Below are 14746 nucleotides of genomic sequence, written 5' to 3'. Positions count from 1 at the left end.
ACCTCAATCGAGGGCGCTATCGGGATCCATATTCAATTGGCGCTGTATCGACATAGAAATAGCGGGCGCCATTCGGTACGCGCCGGGCGGCACCCCGTACCGCTCCCGGAACACCCGATTGAAATGGAACGGGCTGGCGAAGCCCGAAGCCGCAGCCACCCGCTCCACAGTCAGGTCGGTGCTCTCCAGCAGCCGGGCGGCATGCCGCAGCCGTGCCTCGCGCAGTGCCCGCATCGGCGACTGCCCGAGCGTCCGCGTGAACAGGTGCGCGAACCGGGACGGCGACAGCGCCACCTGCTCGGCGAGCGAGCGGACGGTGTGCGGGGCGCCCGGGTCGGCGGCGATCAGCGCCTCCGCCCGACGCACCCGTGGATCCACGCCGGGCCGGGGCGACGGCGTCCGCGCGGTGGCCGCGGTGAGCAGGACGACCTCCTCCAGCGAGCACAGCGCGAGCTCCCGGGCGGCGGTGCCGTGCGCGACGGCCACCCGGTCGTCCTCGGGCCCGCTCGCCGGCGGTGTCCCGGTGCCCGTCCAGCGACCGTCGGCGAGCATCCGGCGGAACGCGGCCTCGACCCGGCCGTGCACCCCGGCCGGCGTGGGGGTGACCACGTACATCCCGTCCCCGGTGTCGTACGGGCGCAGCCAGGACCGCCAGGACGGGCGGGCCTGGCAGTGCGCCCACCAGAACTCCCAGCGCCCGGCGCCCGGTTCGACCCCGTAGCCGTGCCGGACACCCGGCGCGAGCACGACGAGGTCTCCGGCCGCCGCCCGCGCCCGGGCGCTCCCCTGACGCAGCCATCCCCGCCCGCCGGTCGTCCAGGTGAACAGCCAGCTGTCCGCGCCGCGCGGGCGGTGGACCGCGTAGCCCTCGCCTTGGTCGAAGCGGCCGACCACCACCAGGCCGGGCGGCGGCGCCGGGTCGCCGGGTGCAGCAGCCTCGGGCAATCCGTCAGCACTCATGGGCATCCTCCTGACGCGCACGGCGGCCTAGCGTGATGTACCGAGGACACCCGACCGAGGAGTGGACGCATGACAGCCACGGACATCGGCGCCACCGGCGCTCCCATCCTGACCGAGGCCGGCCTGAACCGCTTCCAGGAGGACGGCTTCACGGTCGTACGGGGGCTTTTCGGGTACGACGAGATCGACCGGCTGTGTGCGGAGTTCACAGCGCTGCATACAGCCGGGCCGGTGCCCGGGCACTTCGAGCCGCGCGCGTCCGCAGATCCGCTACTGACCCATCCGAGGGTGATGCAGCCGCACGAGATCAGCGACCTCGCGCTGCGCGTGCTGCTGGACCCGCGGCTGCGTGAGGTGCTGGAGAAGCTGCTGGGCGAGGACGTGCTGGCCGCACAGAGCATGTTCTACTTCAAGCCGCCGGGAGCCCGCGGCCAGGCGCTGCACCAGGACAACTTCTATCTGCGGGTGGAGCCGGGCACCTGTGTGGCCGCGTGGGTGGCCTGCGATGTGATCGACCGGGAGAACGGCGGGCTGGAAGTCGTCCCCGGAACTCACCGGCTGGAGATCTTCTGTCCCGAGGAGGCGGACGCCGAGCTGTCTTTCGCGCGGGAGTATGTGCCGCCGCCGGCCGGTCTGGCGGCCGTACCGGTCGACTTGGAGCCGGGGGATGTTCTGTTCTTCAACGGAAGCCTGGTGCACGGGTCGCAGCCCAATCGCACGGCCGACCGGTTCCGCCGCTCCTTCATCGGCCACTATGCCGGCCAATCGGCCGAGCGGATCGGGCACTACTACCGGACGCTGTCGATGAGCGGCGAGCGGGTGCGGTTGCCGGAGAGCGAGGGGGCAGGGCCGTGCGGTACGGAGTTCGCACCGCACGGGCCTCATTGAAGTCAGTGGCCGACGATGGGATGAGGAGCGTACGGCTGCTCCAGTTCCTCTGTTTCCTTTTCGCTGAGTTCCAGTTCGACCGCCGCCACCGCGTCCTCGATGTGCTGGGGCTTGGCGGCGCCCACGATGGGTGCCGCCACCGTGTCCTGGTGCAGTAGCCAGGCAAGGGCGACCTGGGCGCGCGGGGCTCCCCGCTCGCCCGCGACGCGGGTCACGGCCTCGACGATCGTGCGGTCGCTGTCCGGGTAGAGGCGGCGGCCGAAGTTGTCGTCGGCGCTGCGCTCGGTGATCGTGCCCCAGTCACGGGTGAGCCGACCGCGGGCGAGCGGGCTCCAGGGCAGGACGCCGACGCCCTGGTCGGCGCAGAGGGGCAGCATCTCGCGCTCTTCCTCGCGGTAGAGGAGGTTGTAGTGGTTCTGCATGGAGACGAACTTCGTCCAGCCGTGCCGCTCGGCCGTGTACTGCATCTTCGAGAACTGCCAGGCGTACATCGAACTCGCCCCGAGATAGCGGACCTTGCCCGCCTTCACCAGGTCGTGCAGCGCTTCCATCGTCTCCTCGACCGGTGTGTGCGGATCGAAGCGGTGGATCTGGTAGAGGTCGACGTAGTCGGTGCCGAGGCGGCCGAGGCTGTGGTCGATCTCCGCCATGATCGCCTTGCGGGAGAGGCCATGTCCGTTGGGGCCGGGCCGCATCCGGCCGTTCACCTTCGTCGCCAGCACGATCTCGTCGCGGCTCGCGAAGTCCCGCAGCGCCTTGCCGACGATCTCCTCGCTCGTGCCGTCGGAGTAGACGTTGGCGGTGTCGAAGAAGTTGATCCCGGCGTCCAGCGCCTGCCGTATCAGCGGGCGCGACGCCTCCTCGTCGAGGGTCCACTCGTGCACGCCGCGGTCCGGCAGACCGTAGGTCATGCAGCCCAGACAGATCCGCGAGACGTCCAGACCCGTCGAACCGAGCTTCACGTACTGCATCGTTGCTGCTCCTGCCTTCGGGGGGTGGCTACCAGAGGGGAGGGTACGTCGCCCGTCCCGCCCGTCTCTGCTTTCACCGTTCCCCTCCGGACGGCGCGACCCACGCTTGACTGCCCCCGCGCGCAGGGGATTTGATCACCGACGTGCCGCAGAACGTCAGAGCAGTCACCCGGGTCGGAGTTCTCGGAACGGTCGCGGGCCTCCTCCTCGCCATGACGGCCTGCGGGTCCTCCGAACAGGCGAACTCCGCGGAGCTGCGGCTCCCTCCGCGCAACGCCGGCTTCGACTACCAGATCGGCGGCGCCTACAAGCCGCCGTCCGGCGTCCGCATCGTCGCCCGCGACCGTTCGGCGTCCCCGGCACCCGGCCTGTACAACATCTGCTACGTCAACGCCTTCCAGGCCCAGCCGGACGCCGAGCAGGAGTGGCCCGCCGACCTGCTGCTGCGCGACGCGGACGGCGGGGTCGTCATCGACGAGGACTGGGACGAGGCGCTGCTGGACATCGGTACGGCGGCCAAGCGCACGCGGATCGCCGGGCGGGTGGGCGAGTGGATCGACGGCTGTGCCGACAAGGGCTTCGACGCCGTCGAGCCGGACAACTACGACAGCTACACCCGCTCGGACGGCCTGCTCACGGCGGACGACGCGACCGCCTTCATCGCCCTGCTCTCCCGGCAAGCGCATGCCCGCCACCTCGCCATCGGCCAGAAGAACACCGTGGAGCTGGCCGGACAGCGGAAGAAGGCCGGGCTCGACTTCGCGGTCGCCGAGGAGTGCGGGCAGTACGACGAGTGCGGAGAGTACGCCGAGGCATTCGACGACCGGGTGGTCGACATCGAGTACACCGACAGCGGCCTGCGGAAGGCCCTTTCGGACTTCGGCGACCGGCTGAGCATCGTGCGCCGGGACGTGATGGTGACGACGCCTGGCAGCAAGGGCTACGTCCGCCGGACGCGCTGAACACCCGTTGCTGCCTGTAGGTGACCGCCCGGCGTGGGAGCGGCCGCGCAGTCGCCGCGGTCCCGCATTCTCGGCGCAGACGACCGGCGTCCGGCCGGTCGTGGCCGGCGGGAGGCACAGGGTGCGGACACGTCTGACAACGCTGAGAACACTGCTCGGGGTGGCGGTGCTGGCGCTCGCCCTCGTCTCGCCCGCATCGGCGCGGCCGAACCCGGCACAGGCACCGGCGGCCGACGCCCCGGCCACGCTGTGCGCGCCCGCGGGAACCCTGCACGGACCGGGCGGCCAGCGGGCCTCGGTCAGCCTGTGCGCCGGCAGCGGCACCCCGACGATGGCGGTCTCGGCGCCCGCGACCTGCCGTCGGTCCGCCTGTCTCACCTCGGGCACCTGGACGGCCCGCCGCGACGGCACGACGGTGGCGTCCGGGCCGCTTCCCGGTTCGCAGGCCTACCCCGGCCCGGGGACCTACGACATCGAGGCCGACGTCCGCGTACGGTCCGCGCCCGCGGACGTGGACCTGCACGGCACCGTCCGCGCCACGCTCACGCTGACCGCGCCGAAGCCGGACCCGACGCACAGCGTCACGGTCGACCGGAGCACGCTGCGGTCCGACTCGGTGACCACGCTGACGTACACCGTCACGCGCGACAGCGACCGCGGCGACGGCAGCGCGCGCTTCGGGCTCATCGGGGAGGAGGCCTCCGGGGTGGAGCTGACTACCGCCGACGCCCGCTGCGTCAATCCGCTGACCGGCCGCCACCCGTCGAAGACACGGCAGCTGTACGCCCTCGACTGCGCGCTCACCGACCTCCAGCCGGGGAATCCGGCCACGGTCGTCGTGCGCGTCGCGGTGAAGGGCACGTGCTCCACCGTCGTCTCCAAGCTGGGCTACTGGATGCCGCAGGGCCAGGCCGTGTACACCGGCGGCATGCTCGTGGGGCCGACGATCGGCTGCGGGTAGGTCAGGGGTCGAGAAGGTCCAGTGCCCGTTCCCAGCCGAACTCCGGCCGCCTGCCGTGCTCGTCCGGCTCCCCCGAATACGGCTCGCCGAAGCGGACGCCCATGCCTCGCAGCCGGACGATGCTGTCGTTGTAGGCGGGGTGGGCGGCCAACGCGTCGGCGACGCACGGCAGTACGGCGACGGGGACACCGAGGCCGTACGCCTCGCACAGGGTGGCCACGGCGAGGGTGTCGGCGAGGCCCGCCGCCCACTTGTTGACGGTGTTGAAGGTGGCGGGCGCGACCACGACGGCGTCGGGCGGCGGGAAGGGGCGCGGATCGCCGGGCGTCCGCCAGGCGGAGCGGACGGGGCGACCGGTCTGCGCCTCGACCGCCGCGGTGTCGAAGAAGCCGCCCAGGGCGACGGGTGTCGCGATGACGCCGACCTCCCAGTCCCGTTCCTGCGCGGCGGTGATCAGCTTGCTGACGTCCGCGGCGATCCCGGCCGCGCAGACGACGACGTAGAGGAAAGGCTTCCCGTCCTGTTCGGTCACGCGGGAACCCTACTCAAGCGGGAAGGACAGCCCCCGTTCGGCTTCCGGCCGGGGGCCGGAGATGCGGCGCTCGTGCTCCTCGATCCGCACGTCGTTGATGCTGGCCTCCCGCCGGGTCATCAGCCCGTGCGCGTCGAACTCCCAGAGCTCGTTGCCGTACGAGCGCCACCACTGACCGTCGGCGTTGCGGCACTCGTACTGGAAGCGGACCGCGATGCGGTCGCCGTCGAAGGCCCACAGGTCCTTGCGGAGCGCGTAGTCCCGCTCGCGCTCCCACTTGGCGGTGAGGAACTCGACGATCTCCGGGCGGCCGGTGACGAAGGTGTCGCGGTTGCGCCAGACCGAGTCCTCCGAGTAGGCGAGCGAGACCCGGTGCGGGTCACGGGTGTTCCACGCGTCCTCGGCGGCCTGGACCTTCTGTGCGGCGGTCTCCCGGGTGAACGGCGGCAGGGGCGGGCGATCGGTCACGGCTCCTCCTCGGTCATGCGGAGAACGTGCGTTCTCCGGGTCGGCTGCTACCGTAGGAGAACGCTCGTTCTCGCGTCAAGGAGTGGTCGTTTCATGGACAGCGCAGTCGCCCGGGAGCAGGTACTGGACGCCGCGGAGGAGCTGTTCTACGGACGGGGCATCCAGTCCGTCGGCATGGACGGCATCCGCGGTGCGTCGGGGGTCTCGCTCAAGCGGCTCTATCAGCTCTTCCCGGCGAAGGAGCAGCTGGTCGAGGCGTATCTGGAGCGCCGGGACGTGCGCTGGCGCGGGCGACTGGCCGAGTTCGTGGAAGGGCACGAGGATCCCAAGGAGCGGATCCCGGCCGTCTTCGACTGGCTGGAGCGGTGGTTCGGCGAGGCCGACTTCCGCGGCTGCGCGTGGATCAACTCGTACGGCGAGCTGGGCGCGACATCCACTCGGGTGGCCGAACGGGTCCGGGCGCACAAGCAGGCGTTCCGGGACTACATCGGGGTGCTGGTGGACGAGGCGGGGCTGGACCCCGCGCTCGCTTCGGGCGTGTATCTGCTGGCCGAGGGCGCCATGGTCACGGCGGGGATCACCGGGAGCACGGCGCCCGCGGCTCAGGCACGGGAGGCGGTACGGCTGTTGCTCGCATCCCGCCGATGAAGGCGGGCCGGGTTCAACTCGCCGTATCGGACACCGTGATGGCGCCGACCGGACAGGCCCGGGCCGCCTCGCGCACCATGGGGTCGCCGCCGCCCTCCCGGCCGGGCAGCAGGGTGCTGAATCCGTCGTCGTCCTGGATGAAGACGCCCGGGGCGGCCAGGGCGCACTGGCCCGCGCCGATGCAGACGTCCGTGTCGATGTCGATGTGCATGAGGGGAGCCTCTTACCAGGTCACGGGGAGTTCCAGCATCCCCTGGACCGTGTCGCCGGGTTTGAAGGGGATCTCGGCCGCCGGGGCGGCGAGACGGAGCTCGGGCAGGCGGTCGAACAGGGCGTGCAGGGCGATCTCCAGCTCGGCACGGGCCAGGTTCTGGCCGAGGCACTGGTGGATACCGAAGCCGAACGCCACGTGGTGGCGGGCCGAACGGTGCCAGTCCAGGGCGTCGGGATCGGCGTAGACGGTCTCGTCGCGGTTGATGACCGACGTCGAGAAGAGGACACCGTCACCCTCGCGGATCGTCGTGCCGTCCACCTCGATGTCCTCGGTGGCGCGGCGCAGCAGCCCGTCGGCGATCGACAGCAGGCGCAGCAGCTCCTCGACCGCGGTGGGGAGCAGCGCCGGATCCGCGCGCAACTCCGTCAGGCGTTCGGGGTGCTGGAGGAGCGTGTAGGTGCCCAGCGAGATCATGTTGGCGGTCGTCTCGTGTCCCGCGACCAGCAGGATGACCGCCAGGGAGATCAGCTCCTCGCGGGACGGCGTCCCGTCGCTCAGCTGGACGAGTTCGTCGAGGATGCCGTCGCCGGGCTCCTTCTGCTTGCTGTCGATCAACTCATGGAAGTACGCCTCGAGTTGGTCGCGCGCGTCCTGGGTGTCGGCGGCCGTCGGGCCCCGCAACAGCCGTCGTGACTGTCCCTCGAAGAAGTGGTGGTCGGCGTAGGGGACGCCGAGCAGTGCGCAGATCACCATCGAGGGCACGGGCAGCGCGAAGGAGGTCACCAGCTCGGCGGGCGGTCCCTGCGCGATCATCGCGTCGAGCCGTTCGTCCACGATCCGCTGGATCCGCGGGCGGAGTTCGGTGGCGCGTTTGAGGGTGAAGCTGGGGATCATCATCCGCCGCTGGGTGCGGTGCTCGGGGTCGTCGACGCCGAGCAGCGCGGTCCTGCGGTTGCGCACCGCCGCGAATCGGGCGGTGGGCGCCGGGAAGTCCGGATGGGTGCGGTCGGTCGACAGACGTGGGTCGGCGAGCAGGTTGCGGGCGAGGGCGTGCCCGGTGACCAGCCAGGCCGGGCGGCCGTCGAAGAGCGCGACACGGGTCAGCGGACGCGCGGCGCGCAGCGGGTCGTAGGCGGTCGGTGGCTGGTACGGGCAGGTCCGGTCCTGGGGGAAGGCGACGGGTTCCGTTTCCGTCATGGAGACCTCGCAGACGAAGGTGTGCGTCGTTCCGTCCGCCATTAGATGCCCAGGGCACCTAGTACGACCACGACAAGTTCGGCCAGTTGACCCCGCCTGGGAATGTGGCCGGGGATCGCCGCCCGGACGAGGGGGCATCAGCGACGCCGGCACCGGTCGCCGGACCACTTCCGGACCCGCCTTCCCCTGCAACTCCGGCTTCTGTCCATGACGTTCCGCTTCGGTGCCCCGGCTGGGCCGATGACGACGTCCTTCCAACGCCCCGTCTGTGGCGGGGAAATTCGGTTGCCGGTGGCGGGGCACGAACCCCAGAATCCGGCCATGTCCGCGATCCCCGCCTTCCTGTCACTGACCGCCGCCGCTTCTCCGGTGCGGTTCCAGCAGCAGCCCGGCCGCCCCCGGAGGCCGACGCCCGTCGCGTCATGACCGGCGCGCTCGTCTCCGGGCTGATCGCGGGCTACGGCATCGCCGTGCCGGTCGGCGCCGTCGGGACCTACCTCGTCTCCCTCACCGCCCGCACGTCCCTGCGGACCGGCTCCTGCGCCGCGCTCGGCATCGCGACCGCCGACGGGCTCTACGCCCTGGTGGCGACGCTCGGGGGTGCCGCGCTCGCCGCCGCCCTGCTGCCGGCCCTCGCGCCGCTGCGCTGGGCCTCCGTCGTGGTGCTGGTCGCGCTGGCGGTCTGGGGTGCGAGTACGGCCGTACGGCAGTACCGCGGCCGGCGGCAGGCCACCCGTTCCGCGCCGCCGCCCCCGAGCCCCGCGCGGGCGTATCTGGGGCTGCTCGGCATCACCCTCCTCAACCCCACCACCGTGATCTACTTCGCGGCCCTCGTGCTCGGCACCCGGGCCTCGGACGCGGTCCGGCCCCTGGAACAAGCGGTGTTCGTCCTGGCCGCCTTCGTGGCGTCCGCGAGCTGGCAGCTGGTGCTCGCCGGGGGCGGTGCGCTGCTCGGCCGGGCGCTGACGGGCCGGCGGGGGCGGCTCGTGACGGCGTTGGTGTCGAGCTGCGTGATCATGGCGCTGGCCGTACGGATGGTCGTGTCGCCGGCGTGACGGACGGCTGTTCCGCGAAGGCCCGGGCGACGGCGAGGCTGTCCTCGTACACATGGTGGCGCACGACCAGCCCGTCCTCGACGGTGAGGTGCAGCGCGAACCTCGCCCGGTACGCGCGCCCGGTGGCGGCGGCGGTCTGCCGGATCTCGCCGAGCACCACGGCATCGGCGCCGTCGACCAGGACGCGCTCGATCTCCGTGGCCCCCTGTCCCGGGACGTGGTGGGCGGCCAGGTCCCGAAAATGGGCCGCCGCGTCGGCGCGGGTTGAGCGGGGCCGGATCCACGGGAGGACGGTGCGGCCGTGCTCGTCCATGGGCCAGCTCAGCTTCCAGTCGCCGGCCTCGGCATACAGCTCGGCGATCCGCTCCGGGTCGCCCTGTCCGATGCGCTTCAGCAGCTCCTCGACGACGGCACGGGTCGTCGTGGCGGTGGTCGTCGTCATGAGTGGGCCTCTCGTTCGGCGGGCGGGTCGTAGTTGCCGCTGACGACTGTGCCCGGAGGACTCCGCAGGGTCGATTACCCCTGAGGTAGTCGCCGTGGGCCGAAAGAGAACTCGAACGGCGCGTGGTGTGGATGAATCCCGCACGCACCGGTGTTGAAGAGTGGTGCCTGTCAATAGCCGAGAAAGGGACGGATGCCATGCCTCTTGAGGGCGAGTACGAACCCAGCCCGACGCAGTGGGTGCGTGAACAGGTGGAGCTGTACGAGAGCTCCGGCGGCACCAAGGGAACGACCCTGCTGGACACGGGGCTGCCCGTCATTCTGCTGTCGACCCGTGGCGCGAGGAGCGGCAAGCTGCGCAAGACGCCGCTGATGCGCGTCGAGCACGAGGGGCGTTACGCCGTGGTCGCCTCGCTCGGCGGCGCTCCCAAGCACCCCGTCTGGTACTTCAACGTCCAGTCCGACCCCCATGTGGAGCTCCAGGACGGCCCGGTCAAGCGGGACATGACGGCCCGTGAGGTGACCGGCGCGGAGAAGGCCGAGTGGTGGGAGCGTGCCGTGGCGGCGTATCCGCCGTACGCCGACTACCAGAAGAAGACGGACCGGGAGATCCCGGTGTTCGTGCTGGAGCCGGCCGCCGGCGGGTGACCGCGTGAAGAATCTTGCCCCGCGGGACGCATGAACCCGGACCCGTAGGGCATCCGTGCGTCAGGCCCCGCCGCGCTCCCCCGTCGCGGCGGGGCTCTCACGTGCCTCCTGGGCGGGCCGGTCGGTCACGTCCAGGAAGATCTCGCCCGCCTCGGGGACGGTACGGTCGACGGTGCGCTTGATGCGTACGGCGACCTCCTCGACCCGTTCGCTGTCCATGCCGGGCACCAGGTCGACACGGGCGGCGACCAGGGCCGTGTCGAGCCCGACCTTCATCGTGTACAGCGCCTCCACGCTGTCGATCTCGGGCTGCGCCTCCAGCACGGCCCGGATCCGCTCGGCGGCCTCCGGGTCGGCGGCCTCCCCGATCAGCTGGTCGCGCGCGTCGCGGCCCAGCCGGTAGGCGACGTACACCAGCAGCGTGCCGATCGCGAGCGACGCGGAGGCCTCCCACACCACCTGCCCGGTGACCATGTGCAGCGCCATGCCCGCCGCGGCCAGGGTCACGCCCAGGACCGCGGTGCCGTCCTCGGCGATCACCGTGCGCAGGGCCGGGTCGCGCAGACGGTCGCGGCCGCCCTGGAGGTGTGCCTGGTACAGCGCCCGTGTCAGCGAGGCACCCTCGGCGACGAAGGCGACACCCAGCACGATCAGACCCGCCACATATCCGCTGAGCTTCTCCTCGGCGCCGTTCCTGAAGGCCTCGAAGCCCTGGAAGAAGGAGAAGCAGCCGCCCATGACGAAGATCCCGACGGCCGCGAGCAGCGACCAGAAGTACCGTTCCTTGCCGTAACCGAAGGGGTGGCGCTCGTCGGCGGGGCGGCGGCTGCGGCGCAGGGCGGCGAGCAGGAACACCTCGTTCATGCTGTCGGCAACGGAGTGCGCCGCCTCCGACAACAGGGCGGGCGATCCCGCGAAGAGGCCGCCGATCGCCTTGGCCACCGCGATCACCAGATTGGCGGCGAGCGCCACCAGTACGGTGACGCGTGTCTTGCGGTCGGCCTTCCGCTTCGAGGGTTTCGAGGGATTCGAGGGATTCCCACTCACCTTCGCCGACTGCCCTTCTCGATTCGGCTCACACCGTCTCGTCTGCGGAAATCAGGGAAGCCAGAGTGGTAGTCGGCAGTGAGGAGTCGTGTCATGAGCGGGGACGACGGCAACAGCGCCTACGGCAGGAAGCCCTTCAAGCGGTCGACGGCCCACTTCACGGACCGGATCACCGCGGACGGCCGGGACGGCTGGCCGGTGGAGCCGGGCCGCTACCGGCTGGCGGTGAGCCGTGCCTGTCCGTGGGCGAGCCGGGCGGTGATCTCCCGGCGGCTGCTGGGCCTGGAGGACACCCTGTCACTGGCCGTCGCGGACCCGATCCAGGACGACCGCAGCTGGCGCTTCACACTCGACCCCGACGGCCGTGATCCGGTGCTCGGCATCGGTTTCCTCAAGCAGGCGTACGACCGGCGCGAGACCGGCTACCCGGGCGGTGTGAGCGTGCCCGCGATCGTGGACGTACCGAGCGGGAAGCTGGTGACCAACGACTACCAGCAGATCACCCTGGACCTCGCCACGGAGTGGACGGCGCTGCACCGGGACGGGGCGCCCGATCTGTACCCGCGGGCGCTGCGGGACGAGATCGACACGGTCATGGCGGACGTCTACGAGGATGTCAACAACGGCGTGTACCGGGCCGGGTTCGCCGCGGACCAGGAGACGTACGAGGCGGCCTGCGCGGGCCTGTTCCGGCGGCTGGACCTGCTGTCGCGGCGGCTGGCGGGGCAGCGCTATCTGGTCGGCGACACGATCACCGAAGCGGACATCCGGCTGTTCACCACGCTGGTGCGCTTCGACGCCGTCTATCACGGCCACTTCAAGTGCAACCTCTGGAAGCTGTCGGAGAACCCGGTGCTGTGGGCATACGCCCGCGACCTCTACCAGACACCCGGTTTCGGTGACACCGTCGACTTCGACCACATCAAGCGGCACTACTACCAGGTGCACACCGGCATCAATCCGACCGCCGTCGTGCCCCTCGGACCGGACCTGTCCGGCTGGCGGACCCCGCATCACCGGGAGCGGCTGGGCGGCCGGCCGTTCGGCGAGGGTACGCCGCCCGGGCCGGTGCCCGCGGCCGAGGAGGTTCCGGCGCGAGGGCGGCCCTGACCACACAGGAGGCAGTCGTGGGCAAGAAGCAGCAGAAACTCAAACTCCCCCTCGCCTACAAGCCCCTCGGGTTCGTGATCGGCTGGGCGGGCGGGGCGCTGGCGGGACTCGCCTTCAGGACGACGTGGAAGGCGATCCGGCACGAGGACGACGCACCCGACCCGCTGGACCGGGAGCGCGGCTGGGGCGAGATCCTGCTGGCCGCCGCGCTTCAGGGCGCCATCTTCGCCGTGGTGCGCAGCGCCGTGAACCGCACGGGCGCGAAGGCCGTCGAGCGCTCCACCGGCGTCTGGCCCTCCTCGGACGACAAGAACAAGAAGTCCGACAAGAAGGCCGAGGCGGCCTAGGACACGCTTGTGCGTCAGATCACGGTGACCGGCGAGCGTGGCACTCCATACGATGCGTGGCAGATGCAGCTACTCAATGCAGTACCTGCCCAGCTCTAGGAGACGGATCCCGTGACCACAGGCGTCGCCGCGCGTGAGAGCTACTTCGAGCGGACGGGCGAACTCTCCTACAAACCCACGGCTCACGCGGGGGGTGCGTGGAACGCCGATGAACAGCACTTCAGCCCACTGGCGGGGCTCATCGTGCACGCCGTCGAACGGCACCTCGCCACGCGACCGGGGAATCTCGTGCTCGCGAGGATCAGCTACGACATCCTCGGCCGCATCGCCCTCGACGAGTGCGAGATCACCGTCGAGACCGTTCGTCCCGGCCGGACCATCGAACTCCTCGAAGCGACCGTGGGCATCGGCGGCCGTCCGGTCGTCCGCGCCCGTGCCTGGCTGCTGGCGTCCCTGGACACCTCTGCCGTCGCCGACAGCCCTCACGAGCGGCTCCCTGCCCCCGAGGAACTCACTCCCTGGCCCATGAACGAAAGGTGGAACGGCGGCTACATCGCGTCCATCGACGTCCGCCGAATGCCTCCGGCCCGCAAGGGGCGCACGGCGGCCTGGATCTCCTCGCCCGTCGACCTGGTCGCGGGCGAGCCGAGCAGTGCCCTCGCCTCCTACATCGCGCTCGTGGACACCGCGAACGGCATCGCCGTGCAGCAGGACCCCACCGCGTGGATGTTCCCGAACCTCGACCTGACGATCCATCTGCACCGACAGCCGGAAGGACCGTGGACCGGACTGGACACCACCGTCACTTTCGGCCCGTCGGGACAGGGGCTCACCAGCAGCGTCCTGCATGACCTCCGCGGACCCGTCGGCCACGCCGAACAGATCCTCACCGTCCGCCCGCTGGCCGGTGACTGAACCGCGTCACCGCATTCAGTCGGCCACCAGCCACTCCCCGTCCCGCATCAGGTCGCGTCCGTCGAGTTCATCGGCCTCGCGCCAGGCCTGCACGCGCTGTGGGTGGATACGGAAGTACAGGTAGGGGGTGGAGAGCCGGCGCGGTTCGAAGCCGGTCCGGGCCGCGAAGAGATCGCCTTCCTCCTCGGACAGTTCAGCGGGCGGCACCGTCTGGACCGTGCCCTCGACGATCACCACGTCCCGGGTCGGTCCGATCCCGATGCGCGCCTTGCCGGTCTCACGCAGGTTCCGGCCGGTCGAACTGTTCGGCGGTGTGGCGATGAGCAGCGTCGAGCCGTCCCAGCGGAAGGACAGCGGCACGAGATACGGGAGTCCGCCGTCGCCGCCGGCCGTCGCGACCCAGGCGTCGACGTCGTGCTCGAGTCGGTGCAGCGTGTCCTGCTTGCGCTGCTTGGCGGGGCGTGCGGGCGGTGGGGTCATCGTCGAAGTGCCTCCTGACACGGGTTGTCGTACGGACATGACGAGCGGATGCCGCTCAGTGTGACCGTCCCTGGCCCTCCCGTGCCCGGAACTCGTCGAGTCGGGCCGCCGCGGCGCCGAGCAGCAGGTCCAGGGCCGCCGGATAGGAGCTGTGCCGCATGTCCGCCATGAGATGACGCGCCGTCGCGGCGATGTGCGGGTGGGTGTCCGCGGGCAGCCGCGCGTAAGTGGCCCGCCATACGGCCGCCTCCGCGTCGCGCGCGGCCTTCGGCAGCACTCTCTCCGCGGAGTCGAGGGCGGCGAAGGCGAGGGCCTGGTCGACGAAGGCGTGGTAGATCCGCACCGCCTCGGCGTCGGGGAAACCCGCCTCGCGCAGCACGCCGATGATGGTCTCCACGGCCTGGATCTCATGGGCCCGCCCGGTCACCCGGTGCGAGCTGAGCACCGCCGCCCGGGGGTGGGCGAGCGCCCCGGCGTGCATGCGCAGCCCGAGGTCACGCAGGTCGGCGCGCCAGTCGCCGGTGGGCCGCCAGATCCGCAGCGTACGGCCGATCAGTTCGTCGGCGACGGCGAGCATCAGGTCGTCGGTGTGCCGGAAGTAGCGGTACAGCGAGCTGGGGTCCGCGCCCAGGGCCCGGCCCAGGCGGCGGACCGAGAGGGCCTCGGCGCCGTGTTCCTCGATGAGCCTCAGGGCTGTGGCGACGATCAGTTCCTCGGAGAGGACGACGCCCTGTTTGGTGGGGCGTCTGCGCTGCCTGGCTGCGGGCGCGACGACGCGTTCGGTCATGGGTGCCTCCAGGAGGGGCCGGTGGACGCACCTTATGACAACACCGTTGACCTGTTAACCCCCCGGCCAGTTTCATGTCGCCTCACCGGGGCCGACCAGGCCCCCCGGTGCGAGC

General features: G+C 71.0%; 19 protein-coding genes. 9 read left to right on the top strand and 10 right to left on the bottom strand.

Translation table 11 applies throughout. From position 1 onward, the window contains the following. Positions 1 to 3 precede the first annotated feature (3 nt). Entirely contained in the window at positions 4 to 960 is a 957-nt protein-coding gene (locus KCH87_RS18365; protein WP_210587202.1) for a helix-turn-helix domain-containing protein, read from the bottom strand. A gap of 69 nt (positions 961 to 1029) precedes the next feature. On the opposite strand from KCH87_RS18365, the gene KCH87_RS18360 reads away from it, so the two are divergent. Next, the gene (locus KCH87_RS18360; RefSeq protein WP_210587201.1) at positions 1030 to 1848 is read left to right on the top strand and encodes a phytanoyl-CoA dioxygenase family protein; all 819 of its coding nucleotides are present in this window, start codon (positions 1030 to 1032) and stop codon (positions 1846 to 1848) included. A 2-nt stretch (positions 1849 to 1850) separates the two neighbouring features. Here the strand turns inward: KCH87_RS18360 and KCH87_RS18355 are convergent, their stop codons facing one another. Next, positions 1851 to 2819, bottom strand: a complete 969-nt coding sequence (locus KCH87_RS18355) for an aldo/keto reductase (RefSeq protein ID WP_210587200.1) — start codon at positions 2817 to 2819, stop codon at positions 1851 to 1853. Positions 2820 to 3031: 212 nt separating this feature from the next. Between KCH87_RS18355 and KCH87_RS18350 the strand changes: the two genes are divergently transcribed. Together KCH87_RS18350 and KCH87_RS18345 are read left to right on the top strand one after the other, a co-directional pair. Then, positions 3032 to 3781 (top strand): endo alpha-1,4 polygalactosaminidase, encoded by a 750-nt coding sequence (locus KCH87_RS18350; RefSeq protein WP_210587306.1) that lies wholly within the window; start codon positions 3032 to 3034, stop codon positions 3779 to 3781. A 121-nt stretch (positions 3782 to 3902) separates the two neighbouring features. Then, positions 3903 to 4742 carry a hypothetical protein gene (locus KCH87_RS18345; RefSeq protein ID WP_210587199.1) on the top strand — a complete coding sequence of 280 codons (840 nt, stop codon included), beginning with the start codon at positions 3903 to 3905 and terminating at the stop codon, positions 4740 to 4742. A 1-nt stretch (position 4743) separates the two neighbouring features. On the opposite strand, the gene KCH87_RS18340 is transcribed toward KCH87_RS18345, so the two are convergent. Both KCH87_RS18340 and KCH87_RS18335 read right to left on the bottom strand, forming a co-directional pair. Continuing rightward, positions 4744 to 5274, bottom strand: coding sequence for a flavoprotein (locus KCH87_RS18340; protein WP_210587198.1), 531 nt, complete (start codon positions 5272 to 5274; stop codon positions 4744 to 4746). Between the two features lie 9 nt (positions 5275 to 5283). Further along, positions 5284 to 5742 carry a nuclear transport factor 2 family protein gene (locus KCH87_RS18335; protein ID WP_210587197.1) on the bottom strand — a complete coding sequence of 153 codons (459 nt, stop codon included), beginning with the start codon at positions 5740 to 5742 and terminating at the stop codon, positions 5284 to 5286. Positions 5743 to 5835: 93 nt separating this feature from the next. On the opposite strand from KCH87_RS18335, the gene KCH87_RS18330 reads away from it, so the two are divergent. Continuing rightward, entirely contained in the window at positions 5836 to 6390 is a 555-nt protein-coding gene (locus tag KCH87_RS18330; protein ID WP_210587196.1) for a TetR/AcrR family transcriptional regulator, read from the top strand. 13 nt (positions 6391 to 6403) lie between these two features. Here the strand turns inward: KCH87_RS18330 and KCH87_RS18325 are convergent, their stop codons facing one another. Together KCH87_RS18325 and KCH87_RS18320 are read right to left on the bottom strand one after the other, a co-directional pair. Further along, positions 6404 to 6601, bottom strand: coding sequence for a ferredoxin (locus KCH87_RS18325; RefSeq protein ID WP_210587195.1), 198 nt, complete (start codon positions 6599 to 6601; stop codon positions 6404 to 6406). Positions 6602 to 6613: 12 nt separating this feature from the next. After that, positions 6614 to 7801: a cytochrome P450 gene (locus KCH87_RS18320; RefSeq protein ID WP_210587305.1), complete on the bottom strand. Its 1188-nt coding sequence runs from the start codon at positions 7799 to 7801 to the stop codon at positions 6614 to 6616. A 422-nt stretch (positions 7802 to 8223) separates the two neighbouring features. On the opposite strand from KCH87_RS18320, the gene KCH87_RS18315 reads away from it, so the two are divergent. Then, positions 8224 to 8856: a LysE family transporter gene (locus tag KCH87_RS18315; protein ID WP_210587194.1), complete on the top strand. Its 633-nt coding sequence runs from the start codon at positions 8224 to 8226 to the stop codon at positions 8854 to 8856. On the opposite strand, the gene KCH87_RS18310 is transcribed toward KCH87_RS18315, so the two are convergent. Beyond that, complete coding sequence (locus KCH87_RS18310) at positions 8816 to 9298, bottom strand: nuclear transport factor 2 family protein (protein WP_210587193.1); 483 nt, start codon at positions 9296 to 9298, stop codon at positions 8816 to 8818. The two genes, KCH87_RS18315 and KCH87_RS18310, sit on opposite strands and share 41 nt — an antisense overlap. A gap of 197 nt (positions 9299 to 9495) precedes the next feature. On the opposite strand from KCH87_RS18310, the gene KCH87_RS18305 reads away from it, so the two are divergent. Beyond that, positions 9496 to 9945: a nitroreductase family deazaflavin-dependent oxidoreductase gene (locus KCH87_RS18305; RefSeq protein ID WP_210587192.1), complete on the top strand. Its 450-nt coding sequence runs from the start codon at positions 9496 to 9498 to the stop codon at positions 9943 to 9945. Between the two features lie 60 nt (positions 9946 to 10005). Here KCH87_RS18305 and KCH87_RS18300 read toward each other — a convergent pair whose 3' ends face one another. Beyond that, complete coding sequence (locus KCH87_RS18300; protein WP_210587191.1) at positions 10006 to 10992, bottom strand: cation diffusion facilitator family transporter; 987 nt, start codon at positions 10990 to 10992, stop codon at positions 10006 to 10008. 93 nt (positions 10993 to 11085) lie between these two features. On the opposite strand from KCH87_RS18300, the gene KCH87_RS18295 reads away from it, so the two are divergent. The 3 genes from KCH87_RS18295 to KCH87_RS18285 all read left to right on the top strand — a co-directional run bounded on the left by KCH87_RS18295 (position 11086) and on the right by KCH87_RS18285 (position 13364). Beyond that, entirely contained in the window at positions 11086 to 12102 is a 1017-nt protein-coding gene (locus tag KCH87_RS18295) for a glutathione S-transferase family protein (RefSeq protein WP_210587190.1), read from the top strand. A gap of 17 nt (positions 12103 to 12119) precedes the next feature. Beyond that, positions 12120 to 12449 carry a DUF4235 domain-containing protein gene (locus KCH87_RS18290; protein WP_210587189.1) on the top strand — a complete coding sequence of 110 codons (330 nt, stop codon included), beginning with the start codon at positions 12120 to 12122 and terminating at the stop codon, positions 12447 to 12449. A gap of 111 nt (positions 12450 to 12560) precedes the next feature. Further along, a complete protein-coding gene (locus KCH87_RS18285; RefSeq protein ID WP_210587188.1) occupies positions 12561 to 13364 on the top strand; it encodes a thioesterase family protein in 804 nt (267 codons plus the stop codon). 15 nt (positions 13365 to 13379) lie between these two features. Here KCH87_RS18285 and KCH87_RS18280 read toward each other — a convergent pair whose 3' ends face one another. Then, positions 13380 to 13844, bottom strand: a complete 465-nt coding sequence (locus KCH87_RS18280) for a pyridoxamine 5'-phosphate oxidase family protein (protein ID WP_210587187.1) — start codon at positions 13842 to 13844, stop codon at positions 13380 to 13382. A gap of 55 nt (positions 13845 to 13899) precedes the next feature. After that, positions 13900 to 14631 (bottom strand): TetR/AcrR family transcriptional regulator, encoded by a 732-nt coding sequence (locus tag KCH87_RS18275; RefSeq protein WP_210587186.1) that lies wholly within the window; start codon positions 14629 to 14631, stop codon positions 13900 to 13902. Positions 14632 to 14746: the final 115 nt, after the last annotated feature.

Source organism: Streptomyces sp. GESEQ-35, assembly GCF_017948485.1.
GTDB lineage: Bacteria > Actinomycetota > Actinomycetes > Streptomycetales > Streptomycetaceae > Streptomyces.
This window is presented reverse-complemented; position numbering and strand designations above follow the sequence as displayed.